The 12,141-nt window shown below is 45.5% G+C and carries 11 protein-coding genes, 1 tRNA gene and 1 pseudogene; 6 read left to right on the forward strand and 7 right to left on the reverse strand.

Annotated features, from left to right (window positions below; translation table 11 throughout):
• Window positions 1-6 precede the first annotated feature (6 nt).
• The 5 genes from metX to CP947_RS09700 all read right to left on the reverse strand — a co-directional run bounded on the left by metX (window position 7) and on the right by CP947_RS09700 (window position 4,783).
• The gene (gene metX, locus CP947_RS09680; protein WP_096712995.1) at window positions 7-1,458 is read right to left on the reverse strand and encodes a homoserine O-acetyltransferase MetX; all 1,452 of its coding nucleotides are present in this window, start codon (window positions 1,456-1,458) and stop codon (window positions 7-9) included.
• Window positions 1,455-2,759 carry an O-acetylhomoserine aminocarboxypropyltransferase/cysteine synthase family protein gene (locus tag CP947_RS09685; protein WP_096712996.1) on the reverse strand — a complete coding sequence of 435 codons (1,305 nt, stop codon included), beginning with the start codon at window positions 2,757-2,759 and terminating at the stop codon, window positions 1,455-1,457. Before CP947_RS09685 ends, metX begins: the two co-directional genes overlap by 4 nt.
• Window positions 2,760-2,769: 10 nt before the next feature.
• A complete protein-coding gene (pscS, locus tag CP947_RS09690) occupies window positions 2,770-4,149 on the reverse strand; it encodes an O-phospho-L-seryl-tRNA:Cys-tRNA synthase (protein ID WP_096712997.1) in 1,380 nt (459 codons plus the stop codon).
• 14 nt (window positions 4,150-4,163) lie between these two features.
• Window positions 4,164-4,234: transfer RNA gene (locus tag CP947_RS09695), tRNA-Cys, on the reverse strand.
• A 216-nt stretch (window positions 4,235-4,450) separates the two neighbouring features.
• On the reverse strand, window positions 4,451-4,783 hold the full coding sequence (locus CP947_RS09700) for a transcriptional regulator (protein WP_096712998.1): 333 nt from the start codon (window positions 4,781-4,783) through the stop codon (window positions 4,451-4,453).
• A gap of 177 nt (window positions 4,784-4,960) precedes the next feature.
• On the opposite strand from CP947_RS09700, the gene nifS reads away from it, so the two are divergent.
• Genes nifS through larE form a run of 4 tightly spaced genes read left to right on the forward strand, consistent with a single transcriptional unit; the run spans window position 4,961 to window position 8,087 of the window.
• On the forward strand, window positions 4,961-6,154 hold the full coding sequence (gene nifS, locus CP947_RS09705; protein WP_096712999.1) for a cysteine desulfurase NifS: 1,194 nt from the start codon (window positions 4,961-4,963) through the stop codon (window positions 6,152-6,154).
• Between the two features lie 5 nt (window positions 6,155-6,159).
• The gene (gene nifU / locus CP947_RS09710; RefSeq protein WP_164909082.1) at window positions 6,160-6,561 is read left to right on the forward strand and encodes a Fe-S cluster assembly scaffold protein NifU; all 402 of its coding nucleotides are present in this window, start codon (window positions 6,160-6,162) and stop codon (window positions 6,559-6,561) included.
• Window positions 6,554-7,279, forward strand: a complete 726-nt coding sequence (locus tag CP947_RS09715) for a HesA/MoeB/ThiF family protein (RefSeq protein ID WP_096713000.1) — start codon at window positions 6,554-6,556, stop codon at window positions 7,277-7,279. Before nifU ends, CP947_RS09715 begins: the two co-directional genes overlap by 8 nt.
• A 10-nt stretch (window positions 7,280-7,289) precedes the next feature.
• Window positions 7,290-8,087 carry an ATP-dependent sacrificial sulfur transferase LarE gene (larE, locus tag CP947_RS09720; protein WP_253247335.1) on the forward strand — a complete coding sequence of 266 codons (798 nt, stop codon included), beginning with the start codon at window positions 7,290-7,292 and terminating at the stop codon, window positions 8,085-8,087.
• 2 nt (window positions 8,088-8,089) lie between these two features.
• Here larE and CP947_RS09725 read toward each other — a convergent pair whose 3' ends face one another.
• Complete coding sequence (locus tag CP947_RS09725) at window positions 8,090-9,406, reverse strand: cobyrinate a,c-diamide synthase (protein ID WP_096713002.1); 1,317 nt, start codon at window positions 9,404-9,406, stop codon at window positions 8,090-8,092.
• Window positions 9,407-9,528: 122 nt separating this feature from the next.
• On the opposite strand from CP947_RS09725, the gene moaA reads away from it, so the two are divergent.
• A complete protein-coding gene (gene moaA, locus CP947_RS09730; RefSeq protein WP_096713003.1) occupies window positions 9,529-10,455 on the forward strand; it encodes a GTP 3',8-cyclase MoaA in 927 nt (308 codons plus the stop codon).
• A 4-nt stretch (window positions 10,456-10,459) separates the two neighbouring features.
• Here the strand turns inward: moaA and CP947_RS09735 are convergent, their stop codons facing one another.
• Window positions 10,460-11,749, reverse strand: a complete 1,290-nt coding sequence (locus CP947_RS09735; protein ID WP_096713005.1) for a coiled-coil domain-containing protein — start codon at window positions 11,747-11,749, stop codon at window positions 10,460-10,462.
• Between the two features lie 191 nt (window positions 11,750-11,940).
• On the opposite strand from CP947_RS09735, the pseudogene CP947_RS10635 reads away from it, so the two are divergent.
• Window positions 11,941-12,141: pseudogene (locus tag CP947_RS10635) on the forward strand (IS1634 family transposase); the annotation flags it as partial.

Below are 12,141 nucleotides of genomic sequence, written 5' to 3' on the forward strand. Positions count from 1 at the left end.
CTCGTATCACTTAGCACCTCTTCCCACCATTGCACTGATAGTATCACTGGAAAGAATTCCAACAAGACAACCTCTGTCATCAACCACAGGAAGGGCCGAGATGGCATTATCTTCCATTATAAGAGCTGCATTTGAAAGGCTTTCATCTGGATGAGATGTCAAAATATCCCGTGACAGTATTTTTTCGATGGAACTTATCTTGTTGGCAACAGCCCTTGTGATATCCCAGGAAGTCACTATACCAGTAATACGGCCACTTGCTGCCAGAATCGGAATATGTGTTGCATTATTCAAAATCATTAGTTGTGCCGCCTCTTCCAGCGTGCACCCTTCACGGAGAGTCGACACATCCTCCGACATGACATCTCCTACGGTGAGATGCCCCAGGAAAGTGGATAGAAGATAATTTAATTGCCCCTTTTCCAGCAAGAAGGCGTCATGCCCAAAATGTGAAATGAGTTTACGATACTGCACATTTATATCATTGGAACCCAGCGCCTGGACTATTTCCTCAGACTGGTAGGAAGGATAAAGCCAATCCGAAGAGACAGAAATAATCATAAATTCTGATTCTATATTGCTGAAACTTTTTGCAAGGGAATAACCATTACTTAGATCAAATTTGTCAATTGCTCCGGTAAGATAAAGATAGGAATTTGGGTCAAAACGGCTGGTAAAAGTATCACCCTGATGATGTAGATAACTCTCCACCTGGAACATTTCGTTTTCCCTGGTATCCCTGCCAAACTTATCATGCATGGAATCATCGCTCAGGTAAGTGATGTGTCCGATCATGCGTGCAAGGGAAAGACCCTGTTTGGGTAATTCCCCACCATAATAATCCCCATCATTCCAATAAGGGTCCCGAATTATTGCCTGTCTTGCAACCTCATTAAAGGCAATCTGCTGGGGCGAGGAAATTGCCGTGGATGCAAGTACAATGGCTTTTTTCATGAAATCCGGGTAGGAAACGGTCCACTGCAGAACCTGCATGCCTCCCATGGAACCCCCGGCTATGGCATAAAGACTGGATATACCCAAATTTTTAAGCAATTTGTACTGCAGGTTTACCATGTCTTCAATAGTAATACGGGGAAAAGACAAACCATACGGCAAACCGGATTGGGGATTGGTGGAGGCCGGACCTGTGGTTCCCTTACACCCCCCCAGAACGTTAGAACAGATTACAAAGTATTTATTGGTATCAAAGGCTTTCCCGGGCCCAATTACAATATCCCACCATCCCGGTTTTTTATCGCCTTCATGCCAGCCGGCAGCATGGGCATCCCCCGTGAGAGCATGACATATAAGAATCACATTGGATTTGTCAGAATTAAGTTTGCCATAGGTCTCATAAGCTATGGAAACCCCTGCCAGTTCATCACCATTCACAAGCCTGAAGAGTTCTTTTAGATGATGATGTTTTGTTTCCACATAACCTACAGACCTCTCGGTCATACATCCACCTCGTTCAACGCCTGATCAAGGTCTGCGATCAGGTCTTTTGCATCCTCGATACCAATGGACAAGCGGATGTAATCAGGCGTAACACTGGTACTTGCCTGTTCTTCGGAGGTAAGCTGCTGATGGGTGGTGGAAGCGGGGTGGACAACGAGACTCTTTGCATCCCCGATATTGGCAAGATGGGAAAACAGTTCAAGATTTTCTATGAATTGTTTACCTGCCTCAAATCCTCCCTTGATACCGAATCCTACGATCGGTCCGAAACCCCCTTTGAGATACCTTGCAGCCCTTTCATGGCTGACATGGTCTTCAAATCCCGGATAATTTACCCATGCAACTTTCGGATGACGCTGCAAGAAACGGGCAATCTCGAATGCATTTTCAGAATGCTTTTTCACACGCAAGAAAAGAGTCTCCAGTCCTTGCAGGAAAAGGAACGAATTAAAAGGACTTACTGCCGCTCCCAGATCCCTTAGCCACTGGACCCGGGCCTTCATGACAAAAGCAACGTTACCCATTTCAGGAACTTCCTTGAAAGCATCCCAGTACACCAGCCCATGATAACTCGGGTCAGGTTCAGTGAACTCAGGGAATTTACCGTTGCTCCAGTCGAAATTGCCGGAATCTATTATGACACCTCCAATAGAGGTTCCGTGGCCACAGACATACTTGGTAGCGGAAAGAACGACAATATCAGCACCGTATTCGATGGGTTTCACAAGCCCGACACCGACTGTGTTGTCCACGATCAGCGGTATACCGGCTTGGTGGGCGATGGCCGCAATTGCTTCAAAATCCGGGACATCGAGTTTGGGATTTCCTATGGACTCGATATACACAGCCCGGGTATTCTCATTGATGGCCTGCCGGAAGGCTTCCGAGTCGGTGGAATTCACAAAGGTGGTCTTCCTGCCCAGTTTGGGGAATGTATGGTTGAATAACTGGTATGTCCCACCATAGAGGTTATCGGCAGCCACAATCTCATCACCCAGTTGGGTGATAGTCAGCAGAGCAAGGGAAATGGCCGACATGCCGGAGGAAACCCCTAAAGCGCCTGTTCCTTCTTCCAGGGCCGCCATCCTCTTTTCAAAGACATCGGTGGTAGGATTCATCATGCGAGTGTAAATATTGCCAAATTCCTTCAGGGCAAACAGGTTTGCCGCGTGTTCTGTATCATCAAAGACATAGGCTGTGGTCTGGTAGATGGGAACAGCCCTTGAACCTGTGGTGGGATCCGGTTCCTGTCCAGCATGTATGGAAAGGGTTTCCGGATCATAATTATTTGATCTGCTCATTGTTTACACCTCAATCGACATTAAGGTTATATTTTACTGCTATCTCCTTAAAGGCATCTGAAAGATAGTCTATCTTTTCCCTGCTGAGGCCATAGGTGTTCAGTTTCCATGCCCTGGTGGCACCCGGGAACATCCCGACAATCCCTAGTTTTGAAAGTTCGTCACTCAGGAAGAAGCCACGGCGTTTGTGTTCCTTTGCCACTTTATCGAAGGTCTGTGTTGTATCCACTTTGGTCAGTGTGTGTCTACGGGGGTACTCAGAAATCACCTTATTGCCTTCTATTTTCAAGAACTCTTCCATGAACCGATTGGAATTGCGGACCTCCTCATCCCAGTTCTGTGTACGTTTTTTCACATGCGGGAATGAGGCCATCATGGCAAGCAGGGTACCTCCCATAAGAGTACATCCCATCATCTCCACTTCCTTGATGCCGAACTTACGTCCAGTTACATCTCCCTTCATCTGGGTTGTGCGGAAGATGAGGTCTGCATACTCATCCGTTGTGGCCAGCACCCCTGAGGGAGCCGGGGAGGCCATACTTTTGTGACCGGAACCTACCACGAAATCGGCACCCAGTTTCTTGCCATCGACAGGCATCACACCCACGGTGTATGCACCGTTATAGAGCACCGGTATGTCATAATCATGTGCAACCCCGGCTATGGATTTGATATCGTGTTCATTTGCATACTGGTAATCAAAGTGGTCCATCATCATAAGGGAAGGAGGTTTTCCGTCCTCTCTGATAACATCCTCTATCTTTTCGGCCGTTGAGCCAACATCTACCTTGTTGTCATCGTCCAGTGGTATTTCCCTGATCTTGCCTCCGGCAGCCTCAACTGCCAGGAATTCCGTGTAATGTGCCAGGGATGAAACGATTACCGGATCATCTTTTTCCACAAGAGAAGATGTAACTGCCTGGAAACCTCTCCTGGCCCCGGGAACCACCCTGGCAGTATCCATATTCACAAAGCCTGCCAGTTCTTCGTGGAAATCAGCAATTGGAGGGCGACTAATTTTGTCGAGACGAAAAGGCTTGCGGCATGAGTCACAAGTGGAATATCCATCCCCGTAGGATATGAGAGCCTTCCTTGCCTCAGGTGTAAGTCTGCCTGCAGCCTGGATAGGCTGGATGTTTATATTTCCCTCTTCCCTGTACCTCAATCCTATACGGTCAACTATTTGGGGAAAATTGGCCTGTTTTTCAGAAGTACCTTTTTCGAGGGCCTCAATAACCGATTTAAGGTTAGCAGTAGATTTCATGAATGCGTCTTCTTCCACGGCAGACATGCCGGTGGGAAGGGATCGACGAATTATCTCCCGCATATCCTCCAGCTCAAAAAAGGCCTCAAAGGTCTTCTCTATCAAATGGTCTTTGGAGCCTTTCATTTTCTTCCTCCTAAAGGCCGGGGTGAGAGTCGAACTCACCTACACCGATCTGCAGTCGGTTGCATAACCGCTCTGCCACCCGGCCGATACGTATCCATTATTAATCCACATCATTGTTTTTCCAGATGAAAAACTATAAAGAAGAGATAAAGGCAGCCAGTGCCTTCATCGCTTCTTTCGTGGTGGTTGGTGTTTGCAGGCATTTGACGCCCACAATTCACAATAGTGAATTAACAATTGTGAATTGTTGCTCCTTGTATATATAATTTGTGGGGAAGAAAGCAAAAAGGAAAGTTAGTCATTACTGATCGTCAGGGCAGGCATCATCAGCCCTGAGCTGGCGGCAAATCTCACAGAACCTGTGAGAAAGGTCATCAACCGTACCATTCTGGATATCGACCGCAAGACTGGCTATAGAAGCTTTTATTTCGTCATCAAATTCAATCCTGTAACCTCTTTTTTTGGTAAGATACTGGGAAACCGCTGAAGGAGCCATCCCGAAAAGCTTAGCCACTTCCTGTTGGGTTACACCGTTATCCACCAATTCTTTTGCAAGGGCAGCCCTGATAGCAGGCAGGACATCCCATACCACAACCTGACACGGAGTTTCAGTTTTCATATTCTCACGCTTCATTTTCTATAGATATTGACCTACAGGTATATCACTATTGTGAATGGCAGTTGGTGCTTTCTACCGAACATACGTGCAAAAACTTAAAAGGCATAAAAAGATAATATGTTCACAATTGTGACACGGACGTATTAAGCATTAAAGAACGATAAAATATCACAATAAATAAAGGAGGTCACAATGAACACCAACAAGGATGATACAGGAAATATCATCTATCTGGACCATGCAGCCACAACATTTACTGATCCGAAGGTACTGGAGACGATGATGCCATATTTCACTGAAAATTTCGGCAACCCCTCTTCACCTTACGATATGGCAAACGTATCCAAAGAAGCGGTTGACAGTGCCCGACAGCAGGTGGCCACTGCCATCAATGCAGATACAGATGAGATATATTTTACAGGTGGAGGGACCGAGTCCGACAACTGGGCAATCAAGGGTATTGCCTTTGCCAACAGGAAAAAAGGCAACCATATAATCACCTCCTCCATAGAACACCATGCAGTCCTGCATACATGCCAGTGGCTGGAAAAGCAGGGTTTTGAGGTTACCTATCTTCCAGTGGACAAATACGGACAGGTCAGAACAGAGGATGTAAAAAAAGCCATCCGGGACGATACAATCCTGATATCTGTAATGCTGGCAAACAACGAGATCGGCACAATTCAACCAATCCCCCAAATTGGCAGGATAGCCCGGGAGAAGAACATCTATTTCCATACGGATGCCGTACAGGGCATCGGTCAGGTGCCTGTGGATGTAGAAGCTCTGAATGTGGATTTACTCTCCCTCTCCTCCCATAAATTCTACGGACCAAAGGGTGTAGGTGCCCTGTATATCAAAAAAGGCACCCGGCTCGATAACCATAGCCATGGGGGTGCCCAGGAGAAGAAAAAGAGGGCAGGCACAGAAAATGTTCCCGGTATTGTGGGAATGGGTGCAGCTATCGAACAGGCCACATCTCAACTGGAAGAGCATGCCGCTCATATGAAAAAACTGAGAGCACAGCTGGTAGAAGGCCTCCTGCTGATCCCGGCCACCCACCTTGCAGGCCATCCGGAAAAACGCTTGCCGAACAATGTGAACGTAATCTTTGAATACATAGAAGGCGAATCCATTCTGTTGATGCTGAATTCGTACTCTATTGCAGCCTCTACGGGAAGTGCCTGTACCTCGGCTTCCCTTGAACCGTCACATGTGCTTATTGCCTGCGGATTCCCCCATGAGGTCGCACACGGGTCCCTGCGCCTGACCCTGGGAAAGGAAAATACGGAAGAGGATGTGGATTACCTGTTGCAAACGCTGGAGCCAATTATCAGGAGGCTCAGGGCGATGTCACCTATGACACCAAAGGAACAGAGGGAATGATATTAATGATGTACAGTGAAAAAGTAATGGAACATTTCATGAATCCCCACAACGTAGGCGAGATGGAAAATCCCGACGGAGTCGGAGAGGTAGGCAATCCCCAGTGCGGAGACATCATGCGGATATACCTGCGCATTGAGAATGATGTAATCACAGATGCAAAGTTCATGACCTTCGGATGCGGTGCCGCCATCGCATCCAGTAGTATGGCAACCGATCTGATCAAAGGCAAGACCCTTGAAGAAGCCTGGGAGGTTACAAACAAGGCAGTGGCAGAGGCACTTGAAGGATTACCCCCTGTAAAAATGCACTGTTCGGTACTGGCTGAAGAAGGCATACACAAGGCAATCAATGATTATAGGGAAAAACAGGGTTTTGAGCCTTTGAAGGAGAAAACCGATGCTTAATGATACTGAAAAAGAACTCTATAGCCGCCAGATAATGATGGTCGGTGAAGAAGGCCAGGAGAAACTTAAAAACGCAACCGTAATGATAGCCGGCTGTGGAGGTCTGGGTTCACCAATTATGCATTACCTTGCTGTTGCCGGTATAGGTCACATCCGCCTTGTCGATAAGGATACTGTTGAAATGAGCAATCTCAACAGACAAATACTGCACTGGCACCGGGATATCGGAAAAAGCAAGAGCCAGTCTGCTGAAGAAAAACTTGCAGAACTCAACCCCAACATCGAACTGGAAGCCTTCAATAAGGAAATCAATGCCGAAAACATAGATAAATTGATACAGGGAGCAGATATAATCGTAGATGCGCTGGATAACTATGAAACACGAATGTTGCTCAACAGGGCCGCAATCCGACAATCATTGCCTCTGGTCCACGGTGCAGTTCACGGATTCCACGGGCAACTCACTACAGTCATCCCGGGCAAAACACCCTGCATTGAATGTTTGATCCCTGAAAAACCCCCGAAAGAAGTATTTCCAATCATCGGTTGCACCGCAGGCGTAGTGGGTACGATGCAGGCAAACGAGGTGATCAAGTACCTGCTTGGCTGGGAAGATTTACATACCGGCCATATTGTAATGTGGGACGGCAGGAGCGGAACGTTAGACAGGATGAAAATATGCCGCAGGATGGACTGTCCAGAGTGCGGCCACTTATAATATGAAAAACATGACAAATAACAAATTGAAACAACTGGAAGATTTCATACAATCCACCGGCCCAGTTGCAATTCTTTTTTCGGGAGGTGTGGACAGCAGCCTGCTTTCGGTTGTCTCCAGGGAAGTGCTTGGGGACAAACATATTTGCATCCTGTTGAATTCCCCACTCATACCCGAATATGCGGTATGCAGGGCAAAACAAACTGCCCATGATTACGGATTAAAGCTGCATGTACTGGATATTGATCCCCTTGAATATGAAAATATAAGAATGAACCCGAGGGATCGCTGTTACCACTGTAAGAAGAAAGTAATAGAAATTGCAAGGAAATATGCTGCATCCCTGGGTTATACGGTTATTGCTGATGGTACCAACGTCTCGGATACACAGACATTGCGACCGGGGCTTGCCGCCAGTCGGGAAGAGAGAATACTTCATCCTTTCGTGTCTGCAAATATCACCAAAGCAGATATCAGGCAGATAGCAAAACAAAAAGATTGCGATTTCTGGGACCTGCCTTCTTCTGCCTGTCTGGCCTCACGTATACCCTATGGCGAGATGCTGGACGTCGAGAAACTCGGCAAAATTGAACAGGGAGAGGATATTCTGCACAGAATGGGATTTTTGCAATGCCGGATGAGATTGCATGACGGGGGAACCCTTGCCCGTATAGAAGTCCCCGCTGAACAGATTCCAACAGCCATCCTAAAAATGGATGATCTAATCAGTCACCTGAAAGCTACAGGGATCAAACATGTCTGCCTGGACCTCGAAGGCTACAGAAGTGGCAGCATGGATGAGACCTGAGATCAGCGTTGTTTGTACTTGCGACAGCTGTTCACAAAATCATCTACAGGGAAGGAACCAGGGTGGGCGTGCATGTAACTTGCCACGGAATTGTGTTCATAGATACCATCCATACCATCAACAATTCCTTTGCCCCGCTCCATAGTGTAAGCCAGACGGCTGTCAGACGCACAATCTGTTACAGAGTAATGGAATTCATGGCCACGTACTTCTCCCCTGAATATGGGGGAATCGGCCTGACCTTTGGTATAGCCCAGTGCCTGCAATTTTTTCGTCATGACGGTCTCAGCGGGGAAAAGATCCGCCAGTTTATAGACCCTCTCCTCTATTTCGTAGGAAGTGCAGAGATATTGCAGACCACCGCATTCCCCATAGATTGGCATCCCATCTGCTGAAAGGTCCTTTAGCTTATGAGTGGTCCGTGACTTTTCAAGTTCTGCTATGTGGAGCTCGGGATAACCGCCTCCGAAGTACATGCCGTCCACATCAGGAATATCACCTTCAAGCGGGCTGAAGAATTTGATTTCAGCCCCGGCCCTGCGGAAGGAGTCCAGCATGTCCTGATAGTAGAAACAAAATGCACTGTCCATTGCAACACCTATTGTCACATCCGCCTCCTTGTCGGGTATGCATTCCTCAGGGGCAGCCGGGAGAGGTTCTTTTGCCAGGGACAGCACAGTATCCAGATCAACGTTTTCCTCGATGAAGTTACCCAGTTTTTCCAGATCATAATCCCGTTCATCAGCCATATGCAATCCGAGGTGGCGGGATGGGACGGTCAGGTCCTGATTCCTTGGCAGGGCACCAACAACCGGCACATCCCCCAGGGCATCCCTGATCATTTGAGCATGCCTGGGACTTCCCACCCGATTGAGAATCACCCCATCAATACGTACATCACTGTCAAATTCAGAGTATCCTTTGATGAGGGCCGCAGCACTTCTGGACATACCGTGCACATTGACCACAAGGATCACAGGAGCACCCAGGGATTTGGCCACATGGGCCGAACTTGCAAGATCTGAAGAATTTATGCCGTCAAAAAGCCCCATGACACCTTCAACGACCCCTATATCCGCATCATTATAATTGCAATGAAAACTCTGCCTGACACCTTCCTCGCCCATCATGAATGTATCAAGGTTCCTTGAAGGTCTCCCGCAGATTGCTGTATGGTGAGTAGGATCAATGTAATCCGGACCCACCTTATAGGGCTGCACGTTCATTCCCCGGCGGGTCAGGGCCGCCATGATACCCATGGAAACGGTTGTCTTACCGACTCCACTGTGTGTGCCTGCAATAACTATTGATTTTTTCATGGCACAAGTTGGTTTGATTTGGTATTTAAAATATGGGGCAGTAAGCTTCACTGTTACCGGATAAACTTAAGTTTATATACTCCCTTCACCATCCCAAATTAAACACCAATTACCGATATAGCATGACTCCTGAAAAACATCTCACAGATTCCTACGGACGCACTATAAAGAGCCTCAGGATATCGATTACTGATAGGTGTAATCTCAATTGTATTTATTGTCACAATGAAGGGAATATGAAAGCGGCAGATGAAATGTCAGCCAAAAAAATATCTGATATCATCAAGGCAGCCAGCCTGTATGGAGTAGACAGGGTGAAATTCTCCGGCGGAGAGCCACTTGTCCGCAGGGATTTCGAGGATATACTGAAACGCCTGCCCCCCTTGAAGGATGTATCTGCAACTACCAACGGGATACTGCTGGAAGAGAGGGCCCAAAGCCTCAAGGAAGCAGGACTGGATCGGATAAATGTAAGTTTGGATAGTGTTGATGACAAAAACTACAGTTTGATTACTGCAGCAAATCCGGGTGATGTATATAAAGTACTCAAAGGGATTGAAGAAGCAATCGAAGTTGGCCTTACTCCTGTAAAACTGAACATGGTAATGCTCAAAGGGATCAATGAAGACAAGATCGACCAGATGCTTGAATTTGTCCGTAAACACAAAGGCAACATCATACTACAACTCATACAGTTAATGGATTTCCAGGATGTTGTAAAATACCAGGTTGACGTGCAAGAAATTGAAAAACAACTTGAAGAAAGGGCCGATGAAATCCATGTACGCAAAATGCACCGCCGCAAAAAGTACATCATCGACGGTGCAGAAGTTGAAGTAGTAAGACCCATCGACAATACTGAATTCTGTGCCAATTGCAATCGGTTGCGTGTGACAGCCGACGGGAAACTCAAACCATGCCTGTTGGTAAATGATAATCTTGTGGATACAAAAGGCGCAAATTCAGAAGATATTCCACGGTTGCTGGAGGAAGTTGTGGAAAAAAGGGTGCCTTTTTTCAGGGAAATATCACGGAGTACTAACAGGTGAATTGTTACCTGAAAAGTATCTCTATATCCTCCTCGAATGCATCATTCACATGTGAACTCAACTCCGATTTTGTATTTTCCAGTTTCTCTTCCAGGGATTTCAGGAATTTTGTCTCATCTTCCAGTTTATCCTGTGTGGAAACAAAAGCCTCTTGCTTTTTTGAAATATCCTTTTCCATTGAGGTTTTCTGATGATACACATCCATCCGATCCAATTGGTCTCTTAACTGCTCGAGCCTGTTATCGTATTTCTTTTTATTCTCATATAAGGATTTGAGAGAAGAAGAGTTTTTTATTGAATGCAGCTGTTCAAGAGTTTTATTTTTCTTTTTATCCTTCAGACCAAGTGAATCACTTTGAAGTCTCAGAATTAATTCATCATATAACGGATCCAGATCGTAATCCAGTGCAGAGACAGGATCTTTCATGACAATACCAAGTATATTGCGCATTTGTGGCGATAGCGTATGAATTCCGTTTTCATCCTGTTTTTTCATTCTGGATAATGCCTTGGACAATGGAGTGAACATTCTTTTAATATCAGCTTCTACATTCAGGAGCTGTTGCCTGACATCGTCAATTTCACTGTTAATTGCTTCTGCCCGCGGATATTCCGAACCTTCAATCAACTTTTCAAGATCTGATTTTGCATCCTGAATATTTGCATCCAGGGCGGTACACTTATTCTTCAATTCCTGAATTTTATTTCGACTATCTATAATTTCAGATTCCAGATTATGGATATCTTCAATATCTACAAATATATTGTTGATCATATCCAGCTTATTGCGGGGCTTTTCAATTGTAGAAAATAAATCACTTAAAGCATGGTTCAGGTTTGCAAGGTCGCCGTTTATTCTGTTATATTCAGTGGGATAGAGACTTTTTGCATAAAGCATGCTTTTTCGGGTATTGTCCAGGAAAGTATCCATATGGGAAAGCGATTCAATATAGAAGGCATAAGCCCCCTCTATGGAATTGTCATGTGGGACAGTGATTTTCTCATCAAGTATTTCCAGGTTATCAACAATAACATCCCGGTTTGAATCTGCGATCTTACCCATTTTCTTATCAGCTGATTCAATCGGTGTGGCATCCAGAAAGGAATTTTTGTCGACCCTGAGCTGTTCAAGTTTATTGCCAATATCGGAATAAAGATTGCTTATAAGGGGTTTTGCAGCATTAACTTCCTTTTCATACCTGATTTTACTCCATTCACGGAGTTTTTCAAATTCCAGATGTAATTCTTCAGGCTCATCCTTGCCCTTACCAAATAGTTTCTTGAGGAAATCCATATATTCAGATGAAAAAACATGGTGATTTGTTAAAAAGATTCTGCATGAAGAAGAATTGAACATAAATATTAAATCGACTCCCGGACACCAGGTTCAAATTAGAATCTCTAATACAGAAATAGAAGGATACAACCCGACTTTGACAGTCAAAAGTAATAATAGTGTTCTTAGCTTTGCTGTATTTGGTTACAATGCAACAAAAACTAAGAACGTATGAGATTATTCCTAACAAGAATATATGCTTTCCTATCGGAACCGTTCTGGCTGTAAACCAACTTTACGAAATCCTAGATCTTTCTTCAGTTTTTGGTAAACACAAAAAGAATGGAATTGACATCAACAACCTGCTCAAAGCTCTTGTAAGTTACAAACTGACGGATAATTTCAGCATA

It is taken from the genome of Methanohalophilus euhalobius (assembly GCF_900215215.1).
Classification (GTDB): domain Archaea; phylum Halobacteriota; class Methanosarcinia; order Methanosarcinales; family Methanosarcinaceae; genus Methanohalophilus; species Methanohalophilus euhalobius.

Excerpts from the sequence above, each read along its gene's own strand:
- larE (WP_253247335.1), top strand. The coding sequence starts at position 7,290 with ATGACAAATAACAAATTGAAACAACTGGAAGATTTCATACAATCCACC.
- CP947_RS09735 (WP_096713005.1), bottom strand. The coding sequence starts at position 11,749 with ATGGATTTCCTCAAGAAACTATTTGGTAAGGGCAAGGATGAGCCTGAA.
- CP947_RS09700 (WP_096712998.1), bottom strand. The coding sequence starts at position 4,783 with ATGAAGCGTGAGAATATGAAAACTGAAACTCCGTGTCAGGTTGTGGTA.
- nifU (WP_164909082.1), top strand. The coding sequence starts at position 6,160 with ATGATGTACAGTGAAAAAGTAATGGAACATTTCATGAATCCCCACAAC.
- pscS (WP_096712997.1), bottom strand. The coding sequence starts at position 4,149 with ATGAAAGGCTCCAAAGACCATTTGATAGAGAAGACCTTTGAGGCCTTT.
- metX (WP_096712995.1), bottom strand. The coding sequence starts at position 1,458 with ATGACCGAGAGGTCTGTAGGTTATGTGGAAACAAAACATCATCATCTA.
- CP947_RS09725 (WP_096713002.1), bottom strand. The coding sequence starts at position 9,406 with ATGAAAAAATCAATAGTTATTGCAGGCACACACAGTGGAGTCGGTAAG.
- nifS (WP_096712999.1), top strand. The coding sequence starts at position 4,961 with ATGAACACCAACAAGGATGATACAGGAAATATCATCTATCTGGACCAT.
- moaA (WP_096713003.1), top strand. The coding sequence starts at position 9,529 with ATGACTCCTGAAAAACATCTCACAGATTCCTACGGACGCACTATAAAG.
- CP947_RS09685 (WP_096712996.1), bottom strand. The coding sequence starts at position 2,759 with ATGAGCAGATCAAATAATTATGATCCGGAAACCCTTTCCATACATGCT.
- CP947_RS09715 (WP_096713000.1), top strand. The coding sequence starts at position 6,554 with ATGCTTAATGATACTGAAAAAGAACTCTATAGCCGCCAGATAATGATG.